Here is a 21999-nt window from a genome sequence, read left to right as displayed (position 1 = left end):
GAGCTGGCCGGGTCCGCTCTCGGGATGCTTATAGCGGCCCTGACAATGGGCGCCGCGGTGGGTATTTTGTGGGCCCGGATGCGGTCGTCCGCCGACGAGACAACAGCCGTTTTGTGGCGTGGTGAGGCTGAGGCGCAGAAGGCGAGAGCGGACCGGCTAGAGGCGGCACTGCGGGCTCTTGAGCGGCGTGTGGACCATTTGGAGGCCGAAAACAGGATGCTGCGTACAGATAACCGCCACGACGCGGACAGGCGTCACGGCGATACCGTGCCTGGACGGCGGGGGGTGGTCGTGTGGGTTGGTATCTCAACCCGACACTAACCAGGTTCCGGGCCGAGGTGAATGCCCGCTGGCCGCACCGGGACAAAACATCGGACGGCACCATCGGCGACGCCGCTCACCGAAACACCAAATCCGATCACAATCCTGATCCCGACGGCTCCGTGGACGCGTGGGACATGGACGTGGATGGTGTGAATGTTTGGGAGTGCATCAGGGCTGCTATCCGCCACGAGTCAATCCAGTACATCATCTATAACCGCAAAATCACGTCCCGGACGTGGGGTTTGGGTAAATGGCGCACATACAAGGGCAGTAACCCTCACACCAAACACGTCCATTTCAATACGCGCCCGTCACACGAACGCTCTACTAAGCCTTGGTTGGGAGAGATTGATATGAGGCTGTCCGATAAGGTTCGACTGTTTGCCAACTACGGAGACGTCAAGTACAGCAACCCCACCACGACTGTTGAGGGGGTGCTGGCGTCCACCAACTACTACGTTCTGCAAACCCGGAATTCGTTGACCGCGCGGGTCACCAGGATTGAGCAGAAAATCGAGGCCCTAGCCGAAAAACTGACGAAGCCAACCCCGGTGGTAATCGACATCAGCGACCCCGCCGTTCTCGACGCTCTTGCGAAAGCGGTTGCGGACGAGTTGCATTCCCGCCTGTCCGACTGATAAGGAGCCCCGTTTTGAGGTACGCAAAGTATGTAAAAGACAACCCGGTCGTGCTGCTCGATCTCATCAAATACGCGGTTGCCGTCCTGGTGCTGTTCGGACTCCCGGTACCGCCCGGGGTTGACGTCGCGGTCGCCGGCGTCACCCTCGGTGTCCTCACGATCATCACCCGCTCCCAGGTGGTCCCGGTCGGCAGGCACCACCAGGCGGTGACAGACGCACTGATGACCCCGGCCCCGCCGGTTGACGCGATCGGTCGATAGCAGCACAGACAGAGCCCCCAACCCGGCAAAGTCCGGGTTGGGGGCTTTTTCTGTTTTAGCGGGGCTTTGTGCCCTGGTTGGGTTAGGGCTGCTCGGGGAGCTGGGCGACGAAGGCCCGCCACGCCGCCGGGCCGAACACCAGCGCCGGCCCGGTCGGGTCCTTCGAGTCCCGGACACCCACCACACCAGGCAGGTTGTCGGCAACCTCGACGCAGTTGCCGCCGTTGTTTCCGCTCTTGGTGCTCTTGCGCCACCGCGCGTCGGTCAGGTCCATGATCTTGCCGCTTCCCTGAGCATGTCTAGGGACTGCGACCGCGAGAGAGCTTCCCCGCGGATGCGTTCCCACCGTCGACTCAGCGTAGCAACATCCGTGATGCCTTCGACCAGTTGCGCCTGGGCTTGACCATCCACATGAGCCACCGTCGTACCGTTGTCCAGCTCTGCGAGCGTGAACGGTCCGCCGAGACCCGGGTACATGCCGACCGACGCCGGAACGACGTGAACGGAGACGTTCGGTAGCTCTGCGTACGCCGCTACGTGCTCGCACTGCTCGCGCATGAGCGCGCGGTCCCCGTATGCGGATCGGCGGAGGATCAGCTCATCGAGCACCGCGACGAACATTGGCGCGTGATCCCGGCGCAGGATCGTCTGACGCTGAACGCGCGCCGTGATCAGTTGGTCGGTCTCCTCGGCACTCAACGTCTCCCCGGCGAGCGTTGCCCGCGCGTAGGCCTCAGTCTGGAGGAGGCCGGGCACCCAGGCTAGCTCGAACGTACGGAGTGAGACCGCCTCACGCTCAATGTCTACCCACGGCCGGAACCAGGCCGGCTCGCGGCGCTTCAGAACGTCCGGCCAGAGGTCCTCGACATCTCGCTTGAGAATCGCCGCGACCTTCGCGCGGTGCCTGGTCTGCGGAATCCGTCCGCGACTCGCCCACTTCGCTGCGGTCTTTGGGTCAACGCCGATTTGAGCTGCGAGGCTGTCGGCGGTCTCGCCGGCCTCGGCCATCGCCGCGACGACTGCATGATTCATTCCCAAACCTCCTAGGAACGTTCTGCACGTCCGAAGAAGATAGTCCTAGATGGTGTGTTCGTTTCGCAACTGCGGGGATGGTGAAACAGAGATGGCGTGAGCCGGTGGCGGACTTGAACCCGCTGGTCGCGCTGTCGGGGCCGCCCCTGTCTGGGTGCTGGTGGGGGCGGCCCTGTCCACGTCCACCAGCCGGGAGCCCAGCCATGCCGACAGCTATAGCGGAGCAGCTACCGCAGCGAAAGCCCCGAGTGGCTCTCGCTGGCGACATCAATCCTGATCGCCAAGCGAATGGAGCCCGCCATCCCGCCTGGGTGTCCGAGGAGGAACTAGAGCGGCTGCTGTCTGGCGGGCGTGCCGTCGGCCGGGCCCGCGTCGTCTACACCCGCCCGGCCGATGACGTCCTTGAGGCTGTGCTAGCGGGATTGCGGGCGCTGTGATGGCCGACGACACCAACCCCGCCGAGGTGCGCGCCCGTCCTGATCCGTGCGGCGCGCCGCCGGTGCCGGACGGTGACCGGGTGCGCCCGCCAGCGCGGCCGTCGGACCGGCCCACGGATGCGCCGCTGGTAACGGCCAGACAAAGGGTGTTGGCGGTTGTCGTGGTGTTGATCGTTGTTGCCGCCATCGTGATCCGGGTGTTGCGGTGACGGGCGGGCGGCCGAGGCCGGAGACGGTCGCCCGGTGGCGGCGGACCCTCGCCGAGCACCGTCAGCGCGACGGCCGCTGTCCGGTCTGTGGCACGGAGAAGCGGTGTTGGCCGTGGGCGGACGCGTTCGGCGAGCTGGTCGCCCACGACCTGCTGCGTCTCGGACCGCCGCTGACACCCCTTGTAGACGACCGGTCGCAGAAGGCGACCGGCGAACGAAAGGAAGAGGATCATGGAACTGGTGGCATGGAAGAAGCCGATGCGCTGTGACAACTCAAGTCCGAACTGTGTTGAGGTCATGGCCGACGGTGACGGGAACCGGATTGTCCGCAACTCCCAGCGACCGGACCAGACGGTGATCTTTACCGATAGCGAGTGGTCGGCGTTTGAGGGCTCGATCCGTGGCGGGCAAACCTTCTGATCGCGTCCCTCGGGGCTAGCCCTGCAACGCACGGGCACGGCAAAGTCGGAGAGTGCTCGTGTGAGGACTTTGTGTTGTGGTCCAGAGTGGATTTGACGGGGCGGGCACGGCTCCGGTGATCTTGAGGTTGTCTACGCCTTCGGATCACCCTGTGGAGTACCGTGCCCGCGCCTGCATCATTGCTGATCAACGCTGTCCAAGACCAGCCGGACGAGCAGACACGACCGGTCCTGTTGGGCCGTAACAGGCAGGAAAGCCTGGTCGCGGCGCTGTCGGAGGTTTCTGATCCGCGGGACGCGCGAGGGATCCGGCATCGGTTGCCGACGGTGGTCGGGTTGGCCCTGGCGGCGGTGCTGGCCGGCAATACGTCGGTGTACGCGATCGGGCAGTGGATCGCCGGGTGTTCACAGAAGACCCTGAAGGTGTTCGGCGCCCGGGTGGCTCCGGCGACCGGCCGGTATGTCGGTCCGGATGAGAAGACGGTGCGCGGGTTGTGCGCCCGGCTCGACGGTGACGTGCTGGACGCGGTGATGGGTCGGTGGCTGCAGCGGCGTGCCCTGGCGGCGCAGCGGGCGAAGGCGCGGACCGGGGTACGGCCCCCGCGAGGTCGTAAGGCCCGTCGCCGGGCCAAGGCCGCTGGCCAGCGCCGCTGGCGGGCCAGTACACGCGGTCGGCACCGGCCGCGGCTGATCCAGGTCGCGGTGGACGGCAAGACCAGCCGCGGTGCGAAGAGCGCCGGCAACCCGGCGCCGCACCTGCTCGCCGCGTTGTCATGCGTGGGGGTGGTACTCGCCCAGCGCCAGGTCGACGGCAAAAGCAATGAGATCACCGCGTTCGTACCGCTGTTGACGCCCCTCGAGCTGGCCGGCCAGGTGGTGACGGCCGACGCGATGCAGACGCAGCGTAAGCATGCCCGATGGCTGCGCCAGGTCAAGGACGCGCACTTCATCTTCCCGGTGCTGGACAACCAGCCCACCCTGTTCGACCGGCTCGACGCTCTGGACTGGGCCGGGGTGCCGGTCACCGCGTGGAGCGTGGACGACGACCGGGGCCGGCACGAGCGACGCACCATCCAGGTCATACCCGCTCCGCCCGAGGTGAACTTCCCGCACGTCGCGCAGGTGTTCCTGATCGAACGGACCGTCACCGTCAAAGGCAAGACCAGCTACCCCCGAGTTCGACAGTTGGTGGGCATGCGGGGCGGATCGGCGGCGGATCCGTGCAGGTGAGAGGGCTGGCACCCATCGGAGACTGTCCAGAGGCGTGGGCAAACGGATTTGCCGTGGGTCTTGTTCTGGCCAGGCTTGTTGTCTGATGATGCGGGCATGTACTTGCGGAAGATCCAACGGCGGAACAAGGACGGGTCGGTGGTGCGATACCTCCAACTCGCCCACAACCGACGGGTCGGCGGCACCACGCAGGCCGAGGTGCTGGTCAACTTCGGCCGCGAGGACCGTCTGGACGTCGACGGGTTGCGCCGCCTGGTCGCCTCCATCAACCGCTACCTCGGCGAGGAGGACGAGGTCGCCGCGTCGCTGGGCGCCGAGGAGGCCGGGCCGCTGACGGTGGAGTTCTCCCGGCCGCTCGGGGCGAGCTGGCTGCTCGACGGGCTGTGGAAACTGTTGGGCATCGACACCGCCCTGGCCTCCCGCATCGACGGGCGCAAGTTCCGCACCGACGTCGAGCGCACGATCTTCGCGCTGGTCGCCAACCGGGCCATCGCCCCCGCCTCCAAGCTCGCCGCCGCCGAGTGGGCCACCCGCGACCAGGTCATCCCCGGCCTGGACGCACTGGCCGAGCAGCACGCCTACCGCGCCATGGACCTGCTCGTCGCCGCCGATGTCCACGCCGCCGTGCAGGAAGCGGTGTTCTTCTCCGCCGCACACCTGCTCAACCTCGAAGTCGACCTGGTCTTCTTCGACACCACCTCCACCTACTTCGAACGCGACACTGCGGACGACCCGGACGGCGAGAGCTCCAGCCTGCGCCAGTACGGGCACTCCAAGGACCACCGCAAGGACCTGCCCCAGATCGTCATCGGACTGGCCGTCACCCGCGAGGGCATCCCCGTGCGCTGCTGGACCTGGCCCGGCGGCACCAACGACCAGACCGTGATCACCGAGGTCAAGGACGGCCTGCGCGACTGGCGGCTCGGCCGGGTGGTCACCGTCTGCGACACCGGATTCTCCTCCGAGGCCAACCAGTCCTACCTGCGCCGGGCCGGCGGCCACTACATCACCGGCATCAAGATGCGCGAAGGCTCCCACCGCGCCGACCAGGCCCTGGCCCGCCAGGGCCGCTACCAGGAAGTACGCGACAACCTGCGCGTCAAAGAGGTCCGCCTCGACGGCGACGAGGGCAGACGCTTCATCATCTGCCACAACCCCACCGAGGCCGAACGCGATGCCGCCCGACGCGAAGACCAACTCACCGCGATCCGCGAGGAGTTGACGCGCATCAAGACCGCCCGGGAAGCCGACGCGACCAAGGCGAAGGCCAAGGCCGCCAAGACCGGCAAGCGCCCCACGGCCCCCTCGGACGCCCCGCACCGCAAGGCCGAGTGCGCGCTGCGCGACCACCCTGCCCTCGGCCGCTGGCTCAAGCAGCACCCCACCACCGGACGGCTGTCCATCGACACCGCCAAGGTCGCCGCCGAGGCCCGCCTGGACGGCAAGTACCTCCTCGCCACCAGCGACCCCGACCTGTCCGCCGAGGACATCGCGCTCGGCTACAAGAACCTCCTCGAAGCCGAACGCGCCTTCCGCACCCTGAAATCCACCCTCGACCTGCGGCCGGTCTACCACCGCCTCGACGAGCGGATACGCGCTCACGTGCTGCTGTGCTGGCTCGCCTTGCTACTGATCCGCGTCGCTGAGCGCCGCACCCAGCAGTCCTGGCCCAAGATCGCCGCCGAACTCGGCCGGATCCACCAGGTCACCCTCTCCGGCCCGGCCGGCAGCCTCCAGCAGACCACCCGGCTCACCGACACCCAGACCAAACTCTTCACCGACTGCGGTGTCCCGCTCCCGCCAAAGATGAGCAGCCTCAAGACCGCCGAATAGCCGCTGAGCTGGGAAAACAGGATCCGGAGCCGTGGGCAAACGGCCCCGAAGCCTCCCCACGCCCATCGCCCCAGGTCAACCCGCAGATCCGCCACCGCCGCATGCCCGCCAACCGTCGAAGCCGGGCTACCAGGCGATGCTGTATGTCACCAGCCTCACCGCCGAGCAGGCCGACCCCGCTGACCTGCTCGCGTACGTGCGCCAACACTGGGGAATCGAGGTTCTGCACTGGGTGAGGGATGTGACCCTCGGCGAGGACGCCTCCCGGGTCCGGACCGGTAACACGCCACGCGTCATGGCAACCCTACGAAACGTAGTGGTCAGCCTGCTCAGAATCCACGACACCACCAACATCGCCGCCGCGCTGCGATACAACGCCCGCACGAACCGCCGGATCCTCAAACTCCTGGACCTTCTACCAGCCTAAACACCCCACCCGCCGACTTTGCCGTGCCCGTGCCCTGCAACGCTGGCCGTGGCATCGCATGAACGTCAAGTCCGTCAACGAAAGACGAGGGATCGGAGAGACTATGACTGCCTCAGGAGTTTTGACTCCGCCGCTTGTTAGTGAGAGTGAGCGTTTCGCTACTGGACAGCCGCCCGGCCAGACTCCGAGCGACAGCGTCCCGTCGGCGCAGGGAATCCGCCCGTTCGGACTCCGGTTTGCAACGCCGCTGGACAGTGCCTCTCCGGCGTTGCCGGAGTGGCGGTGGTGCCCCGAGCGTCAAATCGGCGTCACGCCTGACGGTGAGCCCTGGCACCGGACCATAGCGGCCGGAACTAAGGCAACAACCGGGCAAAGCACCGATGGGGGCCCCAGCACCGGCGGCGAAGAATGGACCCCGGACTTCATGCCGGACCAGTCAAGCTGACAAATGACCGTTCTGGTGCTCGCTGCGGACGTCGACCCGACGGTGGACGCAGTAGTGGAAGCGCTAAACCACCGGAATGTTCCCGTGTTTCGCTGTGACACCTCGTGGTTTCCGTCCCGCCTCGCGTTGGACGCGGAGATGACCGAGACGGGTTGGCGCGGCGTGTTGCGTACTGAGCGCCGGACGGTAGCGTTGGAGGGGTTGCGGTCTGTGTGGTACCGCAACCCCACCACGTTTGCCGTCCCGGAGGGGATGTCGCGGGCTGAGCGGTGGCACGCTACCCATGAGGCGAAATTCGGGTTTGGTGGTGTCCTGTGGTCTTTGCCGGTGCGCTGGGTCAACCACCCGGGCCGGCAGGCAGACCTGTACAAACCAACACAGCTTGCCATGGCCCAACGCTGCGGCCTGACGGTCCCGCCCACACTGGTAACCAACCAGGCTGACGCTGTGCGCCGGTTCGCCGACCGGCACCCGGGCGGAATAATCATGAAACCGTTCGGGTTCGGCTCCATCATTGAAGAAGGGGGCCGAAAGGCGCTCAATACACACCTGTTGACTGACACGGATTTGGCCGATATGCGCGCCATCGAAACGACAGCGCATCAGTTCCAGCCGTTTATCCAAAAAGCCTACGAAGTGCGGCTAACGGTGGTGGGGTCGCGCATGTTCGCCGCAGCAATCACGGCGCACAGTGCAGCCGCACAGATTGACTTCCGGTCCGACTATGACGCTCTCACGTACCGGGTGATTGATGTTCCCTGTCGGGTGTCCGGCGGGGTGCGCGCGTTCATGGCCCAATTTGGGCTAGCGTTTGGGGCGTTTGATTTCATAGTCGACCCGACCGGGAAATGGTGGATGCTGGAGTGTAACGCTGCCGGGCAATACGGATGGATCGAAGACAAGACGGGACTGCAAATCACGTCAGCGATAGCTGACTTGCTGGCGAAAGGGCAATGAATTGACTGACTGGCAGCCGCAGGCGGCTAAATTGGCGGACAGTCTTGCCGCCGAATCGGCAATAGTAGATTACCGTTGGAGGGCAGCGTTTGAGGCCACCCCTCGACATGTCTTCGTGCCTCGCTACTGGGCGTTGAATGAGTACAACAGTCCTGTTCGGGTGGTGGACGGAGCCGTCTCTACTCACCGGCACGAGTGGCTACAGGCCGTTTACGAGAATCGTTTTCTGATTACTCAGTGGGTGGCGGATGGTGACCGGAGGATCGTCACCAGCTCAGCGTCACTACCGTCCTTGGTGGCTAGAATGCTGCACATCCTGGACGTGGCAGACGGTCAGCGCGTCCTAGAAATTGGCACCGGCACCGGCTACAACACTTCCCTTCTGTGCCATCGGGTCGGCGCGGCCAACGTCACCAGCATCGACATTGATGCTGGGCTTGTCGCTGAGGCTACCGGCCGACTGGACGTGATCGGGTACACGCCCACGCTGCACACCGGGGATGGTGCCTTGGGCGTCAAGGACGGAGCACCTTATGACCGCATCCTGTCCACATGCGCGACGCGGGGAGTGCCGCCCGCGTGGATCGACCAGCTTGCCGACGGGGGCCGGATCGTCACCCCGCTCACCATAGGTGGGGCGCTCGCCGTACTAGATAAGACCGGCCCGGGTGAGGTGTCCGGGAATCTCGATGTTGAACCAGCATTGTTCATGGCGATGCACCCCGCCGGCCAACCGTTGCCTGACGGCTACCTAGCCGAGATCCCCCCACCGGTTTCCAACGAGGCTGCACACTTGGGCACCAGCAACGTTGACCCTGAGGCGCTAGCCGACTTTGATTTCCGGCTATGGCTTCTGCTTCACCTGCCCAAACTGCATTTCGTGGAGCACTTCGACGACCAGCAGACCCGCATCGGGTGGACCATCCACGATGGTGTCGAGCAGGCCACCGGAAAGCTGGGCGCCGACGGCGTGCTGCACGTCCGGCAGTCGTCCCGGCGACTGTGGGACACCGTGGAGGCGGCGTGGCTGGGATGGGTTGACCACGACCGGCCGCGCCGTGACCGGATCGGCGTGACCGCTACTGCTAGGGGCGTCCAGTACGCATGGCTTGACAGCCCGGATTCGGACGTCCGCTGGCCGGTCCCGACTGCCTGACCCCCAAATGACAGGACCCCCGGCTCGAACGCCGGGGGTCCTGTCATTGTGGTCATCCGGCGATCGTGCGTTTCGCGTTCCTGCCCGCGTACACTTCCCGGGCCACCGTGGCAGACAGAAACGATACCGGCTCCCCCACGGCGTCCAGTGAAGTAATCTCAGCGACTTTGCGGTAGGTACTTGTACTCGAAATGGGTCAGGTGGAGTGCGGCGGCGAGGATGTCGCTGATCCGGTGTGGGCTGGCGGTGGTATGCCGGAGGGTTTTCCAGCGTCCGACCAGGATCGCGAAGCCGCGTTCGCCCTGCCAGCGCAGTCCGCGTAGCAGCCGGTTGTAGGCGCGGTTGTCGGGAGCGAGCCGCTGCCCGTCGGTGGGCTGCTTGACCGGGACTTTGACGCCTTGACCTGCGCCTTCGTAACCGGAGTCGGCCAGGGTAGGCAGGTCGAGTTCGGAGGCGGCCCAGTTCAGGGCAGCCGTGATGCCCTGCTGTTGGGCGCAGGTCAGATCGTGCAGATGCCCCGGCATCGCCGCGGAGGTCCACACCGGCAGGCCGTCCGGGCGCATGACCGCTTGAACGTTTCCGCCGAAGTCACGATGCTTGCCGGAATACCAGGCGTCGATCGTGTCGCCCTTGACGCTGAGGGTGGTCTCGGCCACCCGGTCGCAGTCGAACAGCTTTCCGTCCAGGATCACGTACGACCAGCCGTCGTCGGCGACCCGGCGCAGGGCTGTGTGTAGATCCTGGGCCTGCGCGGCCAACACTGCGACACCCTCGGCCATATACCGGTACGCAGTGGCCCGGGAGATGCCGAACCCGGCGCCCAGCAGGGTCGCGTCCTCGCCTTTGCGGAACCAGACGAGCACCAGGAGTGCCTGGTAGAAGCAGGTCAACGCGCGGGTGTCGCGCCGTGTCCCCTTGGCTCGGCGTTGCGCGGCAAGCAGCCGGCCGAGGTACTGCACGAGTTCCCTGGGGACGTCGACCATGGCACGATAGGCAATCACGTGGAGCCCTCTCGAAGACGTGGATCTTGTCGCAAAGACCTGTCTATCGATGGCTCCACGCCCACTTCCAGCACCGTCCGGCGTGACCCGGTTCGCCCGTGTCGTACCAATCAACACATTCGCGTCGCTGAGATCAGCTCAGTGCGCCAAACACAATCGCGTTAGCCATTCCCAGAGCATCCACGGGGCCGCTAGTCCACACCGTCACCGTGGCAGTCACGCCGGGCCCGTCCTGGACGGCGCTCAGCCGGGGCTCATGCACCGCCAGGCGGCCACCCACGGCGTCCAGCCTCACCGGGTTGGCCGGTTTGCCACTCAAAGTCTCGCCCTCGATGGTCACCACGTACTCAACGTCCATCCCGCCACCTCCACGTTGTTTAAACACTCTTGGGGCCCAAAACGAACGTCACGGCGAAAGAGAGGCCCGCGACGCGGGCCTCTCTTTCCTGCTACTTGTCGCCGCTGAATGTAGCTACCGGGGGTTTCTTGGCACTTTTCCCCGGCTTCCCGGGTCCGTCGGCTCCGTCCACCCCGGGCGCCAGCGCTGGCCGGTTCCGGTACGCCTCGATGACCTCAACGGGGATGCGTCCCCGCTCGCTCACGTCGTAGCCGGTGCCGCTGGCCCACTCCCGGATGCGCTGGTTTTCCTCGCGGGTGCTCCGGCTGGCCGCAGCAGCGGCGCCCCGTATGGCGCGGGTGATCCCTCCACCCCCACCGACCCGGCCGACCCGCTGACCGGCGGCCACATACGGGCCGACAGCCTCTCGGAGAGCAACCGCGTTCGTGTCGCTCAGGTCGATTGAATAGCCAACTCCGTCGATCCCAAACTCAACGGTCTGAGTGGCTTCGCCGCCGTCCAGGTCGTCACTGAGTCTGGTGATTACCTCGCGCGCCATGGTTCCCTCTCTCAAACCGGCTGGCCGGTGGCCAGCCTCAAAAACATGTCCCGCTCACGGTCCGTCTTCGCCTGCTCAGCGAGCCGGAGATACGTTCCCCGCCCCGCAAGGGCCGTAGCCCTGCGCTCCCGCTTGGCGGGCTCCACCTTCACCGGTTCCGGCTGGACGCTTGGCCCCGACTCCGCCTGGTCCACGGGGAAGATGTCCGCCAGGGTGTCATACTGCGGAACCGCCACTGCCTCCGACTGGTCGGCAAGCGCCTCCGATTCCCGCTTATCCAAGAGTCCAACGATGATGATGAACGTGTGGACACTGACCGGAATGCACATTACCGGCACGGCCCGGATAACCTCAACAGGAACACTCCCAGGAACCGAATTCGCGCACAGACTGTAGCCGAACGCTAGCAGTCCGACCGCCCACGGATACCAGGCTCCCCGCTTCCCGTGGCGGAGGAAAGCCGCCAGGGTGGCCAGCGTGGTGCACCCCTCCACGATGGCCGGGTAAATCCATGCGTTGTCGCCGTATCCGGCGATGATGGCAATCTGGTTGAGCTTTCCAAAGCTGAGGGTGAAACCTCCTGCCGCAATCAGTAGGGTTCCGAGCCCGACCAGCCAACGGAGCGCCTTCATTGCGCATCGTCCTTTCCGCGCATTCCTTGCTGACGCGGCTAACCTTGCACACCTAACCATCGGGTCGCAACTCTTTGCCGGTCGCCTTGCCTTCACCAACAGGTGAGGGGCCCCGATCGGGGCCCCGTTTAAACCCTGTTAGAAGGTGAGCATGTACTCCGTGCGGCTTACCTCGGAAATCAGGCCGTTGTCCCCTATGTCAACCCGACTGGCGGCACTGTCCAAAATCTCAGCAGCGAGGTAACCGAAGCCCCTGCCGTCCCGGGTGTCGGTTACGCTGACAGCCACCATGTGACCGTCAACCACGCGGGCCCGAAGGGTGGACATCACGCGGATCATGCGACCCGACACCCTGCATGGGTTCATCCGCTCGGCCTCAATCCGGCGAGACTTAGCCTCTCCAATTTCCCGAACAATCTCGGACACCTGGCTCATGTGCGCTTCCTTTCTTAGTACTCCCCGCTGACACCTTTTACGTTACAGACTTAACCTTCGCTTGTCTAGCCCGTTTCAACGTTTCGGACTCAGGGCACGGAATCGCCCCCCGGTTTCCCGGGGGCGATTCTGTCCACTTGTCAGGCACGCTCCATGTCGTGACCCATCGGGCACTTAGGAGCCCCAACCTCAAGCCACTTGCTTGTGGTACGCACCGTATACCCCTCGCAGGGGCAGTCAGGGGTGTTGCACACCACCTTGATCATCCGGGTGCCCTGCTTGGCCGGGCCACTGTGCAGTTTGCCCCCGGTGGAGCTGCCCCCAGCCGCGCCGGTCGGAACCGGGGTGGTGGACGGCACCCGGGCCGGAACCTCAAGAGCACCGTGCGGATACTCCCCGAGGGTTTCCGCCATAGTCATCAACTCCACCGTCAGACCCATACCCGCCGGCGTGGCAGTCATCGGCCCCTCAAAACCGAGACGGGTCGCGGCCTCAGCAAACGCCGCCTTGTGACCGCTCTCGCAGTCATCAGCGGCGTGAATCAGCTCATGGAGTAGCGTCTCCAACACTTCTACCGTGTCACCGGACTCCGGGCTAATGAAGATGTGGTTTACGCCGTCCTTGCTGGCTCGCTTCGCCCAGCACGACCCGAGCACCTTAGCGGACTCGGCACGGGCCCCGTAGCTGAAACCCACGGAGACGTGGACCCTCTCTGGGAGCGGCATACCGATTTCATCGAACCGGGGGCGGAAAACGTCAATCGCGCGGTGGAGCCAAGCCTCACGAGTGTCCTTGATTTCCATTGCCATTCCCTTCCTGTTGGGGCGATGTTGCTTCCTGCTGACAGGAAGAACATTACTCCGTTTAAACAGCTTCGTCAAACCTTCCAGACCTAATCTTCGTGTGAGCTGGTTCACTCCTCACTCTGGGCATGAAAAAAGGGGCCCCCGAAAGCGGGCCCCTTTTTCGCTGGCTCAGGAACGATGAATGTCCGGAATGTCAATCACCTGGTAGTCCTCCACCCAGTCCGGCCCATACTTCGGGCTCCCAATGACGGAGGATAGGGCAGCCGACGTGACATGGTTGCGGAAAGCCTCATCGCTCGCATACGCGACCGGTGGAAGGTTGTTGCTGTAGCGGTCCACGGCGACAGAAGCCCGCCGTCCATCCTTACCCTTGAAAGCGACCTTCACGGCCCGAAGAGTCAACATTTCCTAACCCCTTCCTTTCGCTGCCTTGCTGACAACCCCAATCCTGCCCTGCCATTCAAACGCTGTCAAGCTTCCAGACCTCATCTTCGCCAGCCCTGTTCAAACAAACAAAGGCTTGACTTTCATACGTTCCAGACCTAATCTTGGAGCGTCGCCAACGAAGGTTGAGAGTTTCACAGAGGGAGTCGGCAATGAAAGACGCCGGAATGGACGCCATGAACGCGACCGACACCGAGAACATGTGCCTTGGCTGCGTAGTTGGTGACGGTGCGGATCATGCGAATTGGTGCCGGTGGCGACCGCTACCCGCGTCGGTGGTTGCCGACATGGATCTAGGAGGTTCCAGCCTAGATTGGGAGTAAAGGGAAGGGCCCCCGGAAAACCGGGGGCCCTTCGTTGGAACCATTCCAAGTGTCAGCAAGGAAGCCAACCAGAAAGGGAGGCGCTACGGTTCCGAGCGCAACACTAGCACAGTGTGACGTGAAACCCTCACCCGAGACAACCGTCACGGCCTGCGCTAGGGGCGGTCATCCCATCTGCGCTGGTGTGCGCAGGCTCAGCCGTGTCCGGCCCCTCTCGATAGATGGTGGTTTGAATTCCGGCCGTCTGTGCCATCCGAACAGTCGTCGAGGCACCCGGGGAGTTGGCCCGAATGAAGGCGAGGCACACGTCAGCACCCAACGCCACCATTTCGGCATTACGGACGAACCCGGCCTGCTTGCCGTACCGGCCCCAATCGGCCGGGTGCCTTTCTACGAACCAACCGAGGAAAGCGGCGCACCGTTCCGCCATTCGGTCCGCCCCGGTCGGGCATCCGCCCGACACCAGAGTTACCGCCAAAGCGTCAACACCCCGAATCTCAAGCGTGTTGCGGAGGTCCACCATGACCCGCGCGATAAACAACTCAGATTGCCAGTCACGGGAGCCCGTCACCAGGACCCGCACTCGCACTAGAAGATACCCCCGGTGAGGAAATGCAGCGTCAGCCAAGCCATGAAAGCTAGCAGCGCGAACCGGCGCAACCGGGTCCAACCGGTCGGCTGGCTACTGCCGACCGCAAACCACTTCCACACATGCTCCGAGAGTGTGTCGTCGGGCTGCTTGTTGAAAAGTGCTATACCCTCCACGATGGCGAAAGCAGCCAGCCAACCAATCCACAGGGCAGTGAACATACAGTATTCCTCCGTCCGCTGTGCTCGGGACAACGAGCATTCAAAACTTTCCCACATATCGGGTAGCAGGGGTGGCAGGTGAGGGCCGGGCCTCTAAGGAACTTCCGACCCCCACCGCCTTGCCTTTCAGCTTTCCAGACCTAACCTAATGGCTCGCTGAAATGAGTGCCGCGCTCTGCGCGTTGCTCAATGCGACCCGAGCCCCAGGCCCCTCATGGTCACGGCCCCGACGCTCCCGGGCAGTGTTCATTTCCACAGTCAACTCCCGGGTAGCTCTGGCGTACGCCTTCCGGGCGCTCTCAGCGGAATTTCGTTCGGTTGCCTCAGCAATCCGATTCCAGTCAACACGCCCGTACGGGTTGGGTGCGGTCGAGTGCCGTTCCACGATCACCCGATGTTGCCAGTCTTTGAGGCGTGGCCACGCCGCTTTGATGTCAAGCGCGGTGTCTGCCGCCTCACCCGTCCGCCACCTCGCGGACGCGTCATCCGGTGTCGGGCCGGAAAGCCAATCCTCGTAGGCGAACGCGAACGGCAGGAACAGGCGCACATACTCAGGGTCGTAGTAGTACTGATCGTTTTCACTTATTCGCTTAACCCGCTCGGTGCGGGCGTAAACAGCAGCCACGTTTTTAAGCCGACGCTCAATAAGGCTTGCCTGTCCCTCCCGGAACAGAATCAGGTAGTCGTCTGCACGCAAGGCAACCTCCAAGCAGAGCAGGCCGTACGCCTCGTCCTCTTCAAGGCCGTACGCGTAGTGGACGTCACACGCCACCGTCTCTACCAGGGGCAGCAAGTCAACAATCTTGTCCATCCGACTCATCAGGAACGCTCCCCCTTCCAACGCTGACCATCCACCATGAAGGAATAATCTGACTGAACCATCACCAGCTCCGGGTACACCCGGACCCGCCTCTTGTTGCCGCGCTCGACCCGGAGGATTCCGAACGCGTGGTGCCAACTGTTTTTGCCGCCCTTGAGGTACGTTGCCTGCCGTTGGTCCATCGCGTGCCCAACTTCCATACCCATGACCTCAATGCTTTGGTGGTTGGAAGTCAGGGGGCCGGCGACAAGTCCGGCCCGGTGCGTATGACCACACACGACGGATTTTCCGAGCTGCTTGGCCTGCATCAACGCCGTGTTTCCGGGGATGTCGGACAGGGTGCCCCAGTCCCCGTGAGTCAGCAGCCACCCCGGCGCGATTTCGTGATAGTCCCGGTGATAGGTGATCCCGTATCCGTCGAGGTCTAGCGCGTTCTCGATTGAGATCACATGACCCTTGATCGTCAGTCCCGCAATCTCGGGTAGATATCTTTCGATTGCAGCGTCTAGCCGGTCATCGTGGTTCGCGCGGGACAAATGGAACGGGCCATCGTAGTGTTTACGGATCAGGGCCAGCCATTCGCGGGTCTTGGCGAACCCCCCTTCCAGCCCTCCCGCGTACTGTCCTCGCAGCCCGCGTACCCACCGGCCCAGCTCGGACGAGTCGGTGAGGTCACCGACGTGCGCTAACCGGTCTGGCTGGTAGTCCCAAACGAACCGGGCGAGTCTTTCTGTCAGAGTCCGATCGTGGAGGGGGAACTGTGTGTCCGGTAGGATCACGATACGTTCGATCAAGCAGTATTCACCCCCGTAGTTTCGGTTTCTGTGGTCGCCCGGCCGACGTACAGATACACATCAAGGTCATTCGGGAAGTCGTTGTCACGCAGCACCAGCAGCCGGTAGCCGGTGGCGTACGCGGCGTCCTGGTTTGCGATCATGTCGTCAATTAGCGACGCGACGACCAGCCGCATTTGCTCCGGTGTGACATCCTCCAACGTTTCTCCGTCCATGGCGACCCGCCAGCCGTGTTCGATGTACAGCGCGGCGAGCTTCCGCAGAGGGAAAGCCGCCTCGAAGCCGGTTACCTCGGTGTCCGGCTGGTAGGGGCCTTCCACCTTTTCGGGAACGCGTTTGTCCCGGCTCAACCATCCCATCAACAAACCCCCTTGTGGCCTAGCGCCGCTAGGATTCGCCCGATGCGGATGTCCAGCATCGCTGCATACCCGGCTAGGTCTTGTGCCTCTTCCCGGGCTGCGTGCAGCAGCACTATCAGCGGCATATCCTCGAAGGCTTGTCGGCCGTTGTTGTCGTATTGATCTGCCCCGAAGGTGAGGATTCGGTCCTGGGCGGCCTGTACGAATTGGCCGACGTACGCGGCTAGATCCTGCGGTGTCATGCCGTCAGGCGCCACAGGCAGCATCCGGGGAACGGCCGGGGGCGGAACGTGTCGCAACTCTTCGGGCTCATACCATCCGACGCCCGCCTTACCGGGCACACGCACGTTGTAACCGCCACTGACGATTTCATCGACGGAGCCGACATCTCCGATAGCGTGGCCGTTCACCGGCCACTGTTGGATACGTACCCAATCCCCGATATCGAGGGTCACAGCTCAACTCCTATCTTTTCGATTAGCGCGGCGAAGCCTTCCGCCACGACGTACGAGTTAACGTCGTGTCCTTCCGGCATCATCACAATCCGTGAGTTGCCGATCTGGGCGGCGATTTTCTCTCCGAACGCTGCCCCTTGGCCTTTGTCGTCGTTGTCGCACAGGATGTACACGGTTTCGTAGCCGCGAAAGCACCTGGCCCACCACGCCGACCACCCGTTAACCCCGGGGACCGCTACAGCCGGAAAACCGGCCTGATGTGCGGTCATCGCGTCAAATTCGCCTTCGGCAATGCACACGAAGGGTTCGCGTCGGTCAAGGTCGCATGTGTTGAATAGTCGAGGGAGGTCCCCGGCTACACTCAGGTACTTCGGGCCGTCCACAGGCAACCACTCCGGCGATCCCGGATCATCCGGGTTGTAGTCAGGATTCGGGTCCGGGAGGGTCCGGAACCTCAGCGACACAACCCCCGACCGGGTAATGTACGGAATGCACAGCTTCCCCGCGTACACCTCATGCCCCGGCAAAGGGTTTCCGACGTAGCCGAGCCTGAAAAATTGAACGCTGGCCCACCGCAGGGCCCGACTCTTCAAATACGCCACGGCGGGATTTTCCGCGTCCGCCGGATCGATCGCCTGGTGATACGTCTCCGTAGCTTCTCCCATAAAGGTCCTCGATGAATTGCTTGGCACTAGGGAAGTCAGTTGCATCCCCCTTCCAAATCACCAACCCGTAAGCGTCCTCATTGATCCCGCAACTAAAGCATTTGAACCGCTGGATTACGCCATTCACGGCCGCTGACGGGTTGATGTCCCGCTCTTGGAATGGGCAGCGCATCCGCCTCCACCCACCACCAGAGGGAACGAAAGATGCCCCGTAGTGTTCAAGGATTCGGTCAATGGGAGGCTTTTCTTCGCCCACCCCCACCCCCTCTCTTTTACATTCCTAACCTTACCATCACCAACAGGCTAGCCCCGTTTCCGGCGAACCTTCCGCCTCCGCGTACGGGGACGGCCAGGGGCAATCACCACCCGCCCCAACGCGGCCACGGCTGGCGGATGCGCCAGGTAGTCCGCTAGCGCTTGTGCTCGCTCAGCGCTCTTGAGACGCCCGACCAAACGTATATTGCAGCCGGGGCAGAGAATGCCCCGTACGGGCCCGGAAGCGCCTTTAGCGTGCTCATGGTCAACGTGGAAAGTCTCGCCGGAGCGCGGGGGACGCTTGCAGATAGCGCAACGCTCACCCTGAAACAGCCAGACAGCTATGTAATCCTTAGGCGTGAGCCCGTATGTTTTCAGATTCCATAGGGCTTTGTTGTACGCCTTGCGACAGTCGTCTGTGTCATATCTGCGTTGCTGCCCGGTCAAGGGCCCGAAGCAGTAGACGCACTCACGCACTCCCATTCTCCGCCAAATCCCTAAGCCTCATGACGGACGGGTCATAGTCCAGAGGCACCCACCAGTTAGCGGAGGCAGCATTCTTGCCGGTCCGGTTCTTCACCGGACACACAAACAAGCGGTTCGACTCCGGATTTCGAAACAGGGTGAGGATCATTTCCGGAACCTTGCTGATCTTTCCCCGTAGCCCGGACAGCGGTACAGGTTTGATACCGTCGTCGTACTCCCCGGTCACATGGTGCAGTGCGATAATAGCGGCCCCGGTTTCCCTAGCTAGCTCATGAAGGTAGTCGCAGGAAGCCTCCAAAGCTTGATATCCCTCCCCGTCAGATTCCATGTTCGAGATGTTGTCCACCACGATAAAATGGGGCCACTCGCCATAAGTGAGCGCATAGGCTTTCAAGTCCGCCTCAAGGGCGTCAAGCTCGATACGCCCGGCAAAATCCATCCGCAAACCGGATCGGCGCTCAAGCAGTGCATCCACGGTCGCGGTACTGCCATGCATTACCGCGTGCTCGATGTCGGACGTTGACCATCCTGTCAGCATCGCGCCAGCCCGGAGGTACATCGTGATAGCGTCAGTGTCCGCTGAGGCATAAAACCCGGGACAGTCGGCCCGAATGGCCTTGGTGAGGGCTAGAACGCTTTTGCCGACACCGGGCGCGGACGCAACTAGTGAAGTAATCTCAGCGACTTTGCGGTAGGTACTTGTACTCGAAATGGGTCAGGTGGAGTGCGGCGGCGAGGATGTCGCTGATCCGGTGTGGGCTGGCGGTGGTATGCCGGAGGGTTTTCCAGCGTCCGACCAGGATCGCGAAGCCGCGTTCGCCCTGCCAGCGCAGTCCGCGTAGCAGCCGGTTGTAGGCGCGGTTGTCGGGAGCGAGCCGCTGCCCGTCGGTGGGCTGCTTGACCGGGACTTTGACGCCTTGACCTGCGCCTTCGTAACCGGAGTCGGCCAGGGTAGGCAGGTCGAGTTCGGAGGCGGCCCAGTTCAGGGCAGCCGTGATGCCCTGCTGTTGGGCGCAGGTCAGATCGTGCAGATGCCCCGGCATCGCCGCGGAGGTCCACACCGGCAGGCCGTCCGGGCGCATGACCGCTTGAACGTTTCCGCCGAAGTCACGATGCTTGCCGGAATACCAGGCGTCGATCGTGTCGCCCTTGACGCTGAGGGTGGTCTCGGCCACCCGGTCGCAGTCGAACAGCTTTCCGTCCAGGATCACGTACGACCAGCCGTCGTCGGCGACCCGGCGCAGGGCTGTGTGTAGATCCTGGGCCTGCGCGGCCAACACTGCGACACCCTCGGCCATATACCGGTACGCAGTGGCCCGGGAGATGCCGAACCCGGCGCCCAGCAGGGTCGCGTCCTCGCCTTTGCGGAACCAGACGAGCACCAGGAGTGCCTGGTAGAAGCAGGTCAACGCGCGGGTGTCGCGCCGTGTCCCCTTGGCTCGGCGTTGCGCGGCAAGCAGCCGGCCGAGGTACTGCACGAGTTCCCTGGGGACGTCGACCATGGCACGATAGGCAATCACGTGGAGCCCTCTCGAAGACGTGGATCTTGTCGCAAAGACCTGTCTATCGATGGCTCCACGCCCACTTCCAGCACCGTCCGGCGTGACCCGGTTCGCCCGTGTCGTACCAATCAACACATTCGCGTCGCTGAGATCAGCTCAGTGTGAGTTGTCCGCGGCGAAAGTGGATGCCCTCAGCGGCTAACGTTTTGAATACAGTAGGAAGTGGCGTTCCTGCGCTCCCCCGAGAGAGCTTGGCTCTGGTCAACGTGAGGATTGCAGACCTCCCCTACGATCCATCGTTGCCCTCCCTTCAAAAGGGGCCCGGTCTTTGTTGCCGGGCCCCCAAATTCCAGACTCAACCTTGACGGTCAACGAGCGGGACTAGTTGACCCACTGAGGCGGACACTGGCCCGGGGTGCCCTGCGGAGCTGGGCACATCCATGCCTGCCACAGACCACGCTTACCCTGCCCCGTCTTCCACTTCTTCGGTCCGTACTGGGGGGAGTGCGGACATGTGGGAGCCTCCATACCTGGAGGCGCCCCCGCCGGAGCTGCCGGCGGAGCGGCGGGCGTTGACGCGCTCTGCGTATACCCGCCCTGCTGGGTCGCCGGGTGCTGTGCCGGTGTCGCCCCGAGGGCGGCACCAAGAGTGAACTGAGCGGCAAACGACTGATAGAAGTTGCCGGCTTCCGCCACCACTCCGGCAGCCTCAAGACTCCGAATCTTGTCGTACATCTCGACAGCCGACGCGGCCTTGACGGCGATTAGCGGGGAGTCGTAGCCGCCGTGCGCCTTGAACGAGATGACAAAGTCGTCGCGTGTATCAGACAAGGAACCTCCTACGATTGGGGGTGAATGGTTTAAGCGTCTCAGGCGGCAAGGGTCTTAAGAATGTCGGCAGTGTTGCGGAGGGTTTGGTCCTGAGTGCGCTTGGTGTGCGCCTCCCCGGCCTTTGCGGATACCAACGTCTCAAGGGACTTTGCCTCGTTTTCAAGCTTCCGGGCGCGGGACTCAAGGGTTTCCGGCACTCGGTTGTGGGGCTTAACCTTTGCGCCAGTAGTCACCGTGTTTAAACCTTCCGAGGGATGGGCAACCGGCCAGGATCACCGATTGCGGAACAAAATTCAGAGACGCCGCATGTGCGGCACCCGTCACCGGGATTCGGCAGAAAGGATTCCGCCCGAATACCGGCCTCCAACATGCGAAACTGGCTGGTCACCCATTCGCGGGTGTACCGGCTCAGATCTACCGGCCGTTCGGGCCGATTGTTTTTCGCCATGTAAAAGTCACCCCACGCGGGCAGGAAACCGTACAACTCCTGTACCGCCACCCGATAGACGCCTAGCTGTAACGGGGAGCCGGGAAGCCTGGTGCCTGTTTTCAGGTCACGGGGCCCAATCTGGCCTGTGCCCCATTGCCAAACTTGATCGATGTAGCCGACAACCGCCACCCCTCCCAGGTCTAGGCGGAACTCAACCTCAAGGGCCGGGAAACCGTCCGGATCACGCCACACACGGCCGGAATCGGCAAGGGCATAGTCCATATACCCCTGCACCTGTGTGGCGCCTCTCTCCCGCCTACGGGTGATATCCGCGTCGGCTCGGCTGTTGCCTCCGGTGAGCCATCGTGCTAGGTCCGGTTCGCGCTCCATGTCAACAGCGACCAGGCGGTCATACTCGGTTTCAAACAGGTCGAGGATGTCTCCGGGGTGGTCCTGCCGGTAATTCCGTTCCCACGCCTCCACCGCCGTGTGAAACGCGGTCCCCTGATGACACCAAGCCGCCGGGCGAGATGGTGCCAGTACCCGCTTCTCTAACCTCCACTGTTCGCCGCACTTGCTGAACGTCTGTAGCTGACTCACGCTCCGGTGCGTCGCGTCGCCACCCCCAATATTCCAAACCAAACCTTCATGGTCGAGTATAGGGCCCCAACAGGGGCCCCATACT

At 63.5% G+C, this 21999-nt stretch carries 32 protein-coding genes and 1 pseudogene; 12 read left to right on the top strand and 21 right to left on the bottom strand.

Annotation, left to right across the window (positions count from 1 at the left end):
• Nucleotides 1–293 precede the first annotated feature (293 nt).
• Nucleotides 294–962 carry a hypothetical protein gene (locus tag QTQ03_RS02140; protein ID WP_289276467.1) on the top strand — a complete coding sequence of 223 codons (669 nt, stop codon included), beginning with the start codon at nt 294–296 and terminating at the stop codon, nt 960–962.
• A gap of 14 nt (nt 963–976) precedes the next feature.
• Nucleotides 977–1225, top strand: coding sequence for a hypothetical protein (locus tag QTQ03_RS02135; RefSeq protein ID WP_289276466.1), 249 nt, complete (start codon nt 977–979; stop codon nt 1223–1225).
• 82 nt (nt 1226–1307) lie between these two features.
• On the opposite strand, the gene QTQ03_RS02130 is transcribed toward QTQ03_RS02135, so the two are convergent.
• Together QTQ03_RS02130 and QTQ03_RS02125 are read right to left on the bottom strand one after the other, a co-directional pair.
• Complete coding sequence (locus QTQ03_RS02130; RefSeq protein ID WP_289276465.1) at nt 1308–1499, bottom strand: DUF397 domain-containing protein; 192 nt, start codon at nt 1497–1499, stop codon at nt 1308–1310.
• On the bottom strand, nt 1490–2257 hold the full coding sequence (locus QTQ03_RS02125) for a DUF5753 domain-containing protein (RefSeq protein WP_289276464.1): 768 nt from the start codon (nt 2255–2257) through the stop codon (nt 1490–1492). Before QTQ03_RS02125 ends, QTQ03_RS02130 begins: the two co-directional genes overlap by 10 nt.
• Before the next feature lie 203 nt (nt 2258–2460).
• Between QTQ03_RS02125 and QTQ03_RS02120 the strand changes: the two genes are divergently transcribed.
• The 10 genes from QTQ03_RS02120 (at nt 2461) to QTQ03_RS02075 (ending at nt 9370) form a co-directional block, all read left to right on the top strand.
• Nucleotides 2461–2694, top strand: coding sequence for a hypothetical protein (locus tag QTQ03_RS02120; protein ID WP_289276463.1), 234 nt, complete (start codon nt 2461–2463; stop codon nt 2692–2694).
• Nucleotides 2694–2903 (top strand): hypothetical protein, encoded by a 210-nt coding sequence (locus QTQ03_RS02115; RefSeq protein WP_289276462.1) that lies wholly within the window; start codon nt 2694–2696, stop codon nt 2901–2903. The genes QTQ03_RS02120 and QTQ03_RS02115 overlap by 1 nt, the downstream gene beginning before the upstream one ends.
• Complete coding sequence (locus QTQ03_RS02110) at nt 2900–3172, top strand: hypothetical protein (protein ID WP_289276461.1); 273 nt, start codon at nt 2900–2902, stop codon at nt 3170–3172. Before QTQ03_RS02115 ends, QTQ03_RS02110 begins: the two co-directional genes overlap by 4 nt.
• On the top strand, nt 3135–3323 hold the full coding sequence (locus QTQ03_RS02105; protein WP_353890557.1) for a DUF397 domain-containing protein: 189 nt from the start codon (nt 3135–3137) through the stop codon (nt 3321–3323). The genes QTQ03_RS02110 and QTQ03_RS02105 overlap by 38 nt, the downstream gene beginning before the upstream one ends.
• A gap of 179 nt (nt 3324–3502) precedes the next feature.
• The gene (locus tag QTQ03_RS02100) at nt 3503–4552 is read left to right on the top strand and encodes an ISAs1 family transposase (protein ID WP_289276460.1); all 1050 of its coding nucleotides are present in this window, start codon (nt 3503–3505) and stop codon (nt 4550–4552) included.
• Nucleotides 4553–4648: 96 nt separating this feature from the next.
• Nucleotides 4649–6385, top strand: coding sequence for an IS1634 family transposase (locus QTQ03_RS02095; protein ID WP_289276459.1), 1737 nt, complete (start codon nt 4649–4651; stop codon nt 6383–6385).
• 31 nt (nt 6386–6416) lie between these two features.
• A complete protein-coding gene (locus QTQ03_RS02090; protein WP_289276458.1) occupies nt 6417–6812 on the top strand; it encodes a transposase in 396 nt (131 codons plus the stop codon).
• A gap of 58 nt (nt 6813–6870) precedes the next feature.
• A complete protein-coding gene (tgmA, locus tag QTQ03_RS02085; RefSeq protein WP_353890556.1) occupies nt 6871–7257 on the top strand; it encodes a putative ATP-grasp-modified RiPP in 387 nt (128 codons plus the stop codon).
• A 3-nt stretch (nt 7258–7260) separates the two neighbouring features.
• Complete coding sequence (tgmB, locus tag QTQ03_RS02080) at nt 7261–8214, top strand: ATP-grasp ribosomal peptide maturase (RefSeq protein ID WP_289276457.1); 954 nt, start codon at nt 7261–7263, stop codon at nt 8212–8214.
• Between the two features lies 1 nt (nt 8215).
• Nucleotides 8216–9370 (top strand): methyltransferase domain-containing protein, encoded by a 1155-nt coding sequence (locus QTQ03_RS02075; protein WP_353890555.1) that lies wholly within the window; start codon nt 8216–8218, stop codon nt 9368–9370.
• Between the two features lie 158 nt (nt 9371–9528).
• Here QTQ03_RS02075 and QTQ03_RS02070 read toward each other — a convergent pair whose 3' ends face one another.
• From QTQ03_RS02070 to QTQ03_RS01995, 19 genes and pseudogenes are all read right to left on the bottom strand, one after another.
• On the bottom strand, nt 9529–10371 hold the full coding sequence (locus QTQ03_RS02070) for a transposase family protein (protein WP_289276277.1): 843 nt from the start codon (nt 10369–10371) through the stop codon (nt 9529–9531).
• Between the two features lie 133 nt (nt 10372–10504).
• Nucleotides 10505–10729 carry a hypothetical protein gene (locus QTQ03_RS02065; RefSeq protein ID WP_289276456.1) on the bottom strand — a complete coding sequence of 75 codons (225 nt, stop codon included), beginning with the start codon at nt 10727–10729 and terminating at the stop codon, nt 10505–10507.
• Nucleotides 10730–10919: 190 nt separating this feature from the next.
• Nucleotides 10920–11267, bottom strand: a pseudogene (locus tag QTQ03_RS02060) (histone-like nucleoid-structuring protein Lsr2); the annotation flags it as partial.
• Nucleotides 11268–11278: 11 nt separating this feature from the next.
• Entirely contained in the window at nt 11279–11899 is a 621-nt protein-coding gene (locus QTQ03_RS02055; RefSeq protein WP_289276455.1) for a DUF2637 domain-containing protein, read from the bottom strand.
• 138 nt (nt 11900–12037) lie between these two features.
• A complete protein-coding gene (locus tag QTQ03_RS02050; RefSeq protein ID WP_289276454.1) occupies nt 12038–12334 on the bottom strand; it encodes a hypothetical protein in 297 nt (98 codons plus the stop codon).
• A 140-nt stretch (nt 12335–12474) separates the two neighbouring features.
• Entirely contained in the window at nt 12475–13137 is a 663-nt protein-coding gene (locus tag QTQ03_RS02045) for a SprT-like domain-containing protein (protein ID WP_289276453.1), read from the bottom strand.
• Between the two features lie 171 nt (nt 13138–13308).
• Complete coding sequence (locus QTQ03_RS02040; RefSeq protein WP_289276452.1) at nt 13309–13527, bottom strand: hypothetical protein; 219 nt, start codon at nt 13525–13527, stop codon at nt 13309–13311.
• Nucleotides 13528–14034: 507 nt separating this feature from the next.
• A complete protein-coding gene (locus QTQ03_RS30175; protein WP_353890622.1) occupies nt 14035–14478 on the bottom strand; it encodes an SLOG family protein in 444 nt (147 codons plus the stop codon).
• Between the two features lie 17 nt (nt 14479–14495).
• Complete coding sequence (locus QTQ03_RS02035) at nt 14496–14717, bottom strand: hypothetical protein (RefSeq protein WP_289276451.1); 222 nt, start codon at nt 14715–14717, stop codon at nt 14496–14498.
• A gap of 145 nt (nt 14718–14862) precedes the next feature.
• A complete protein-coding gene (locus QTQ03_RS02030; RefSeq protein ID WP_289276450.1) occupies nt 14863–15528 on the bottom strand; it encodes a hypothetical protein in 666 nt (221 codons plus the stop codon).
• Nucleotides 15529–15536: 8 nt separating this feature from the next.
• On the bottom strand, nt 15537–16331 hold the full coding sequence (locus QTQ03_RS02025; protein WP_289276449.1) for a hypothetical protein: 795 nt from the start codon (nt 16329–16331) through the stop codon (nt 15537–15539).
• Nucleotides 16328–16681 carry a hypothetical protein gene (locus QTQ03_RS02020; RefSeq protein WP_289276448.1) on the bottom strand — a complete coding sequence of 118 codons (354 nt, stop codon included), beginning with the start codon at nt 16679–16681 and terminating at the stop codon, nt 16328–16330. The genes QTQ03_RS02025 and QTQ03_RS02020 overlap by 4 nt, the downstream gene beginning before the upstream one ends.
• 8 nt (nt 16682–16689) lie before the next feature.
• Nucleotides 16690–17145, bottom strand: coding sequence for a hypothetical protein (locus QTQ03_RS02015; RefSeq protein WP_289276447.1), 456 nt, complete (start codon nt 17143–17145; stop codon nt 16690–16692).
• Nucleotides 17142–17747 carry a toprim domain-containing protein gene (locus QTQ03_RS02010; protein WP_289276446.1) on the bottom strand — a complete coding sequence of 202 codons (606 nt, stop codon included), beginning with the start codon at nt 17745–17747 and terminating at the stop codon, nt 17142–17144. Before QTQ03_RS02010 ends, QTQ03_RS02015 begins: the two co-directional genes overlap by 4 nt.
• 366 nt (nt 17748–18113) lie before the next feature.
• Nucleotides 18114–18548, bottom strand: coding sequence for an endonuclease domain-containing protein (locus QTQ03_RS30170; RefSeq protein ID WP_353890554.1), 435 nt, complete (start codon nt 18546–18548; stop codon nt 18114–18116).
• Nucleotides 18535–19110 (bottom strand): AAA family ATPase, encoded by a 576-nt coding sequence (locus QTQ03_RS02005; protein WP_353890553.1) that lies wholly within the window; start codon nt 19108–19110, stop codon nt 18535–18537. Before QTQ03_RS02005 ends, QTQ03_RS30170 begins: the two co-directional genes overlap by 14 nt.
• Before the next feature lie 118 nt (nt 19111–19228).
• A complete protein-coding gene (locus tag QTQ03_RS02000; protein WP_289276277.1) occupies nt 19229–20071 on the bottom strand; it encodes a transposase family protein in 843 nt (280 codons plus the stop codon).
• A 363-nt stretch (nt 20072–20434) separates the two neighbouring features.
• On the bottom strand, nt 20435–20884 hold the full coding sequence (locus tag QTQ03_RS30555) for a D29-gp49 family protein (RefSeq protein ID WP_502889680.1): 450 nt from the start codon (nt 20882–20884) through the stop codon (nt 20435–20437).
• Between the two features lie 238 nt (nt 20885–21122).
• On the bottom strand, nt 21123–21914 hold the full coding sequence (locus QTQ03_RS01995) for a PD-(D/E)XK nuclease family protein (protein ID WP_289276445.1): 792 nt from the start codon (nt 21912–21914) through the stop codon (nt 21123–21125).
• Nucleotides 21915–21999 lie beyond the last annotated feature (85 nt).

The sequence above is a fragment of the Micromonospora sp. WMMA1363 genome (assembly GCF_030345795.1).
Taxonomy (GTDB): Bacteria; Actinomycetota; Actinomycetes; order Mycobacteriales; family Micromonosporaceae; genus Micromonospora.
This window is presented reverse-complemented; position numbering and strand designations above follow the sequence as displayed.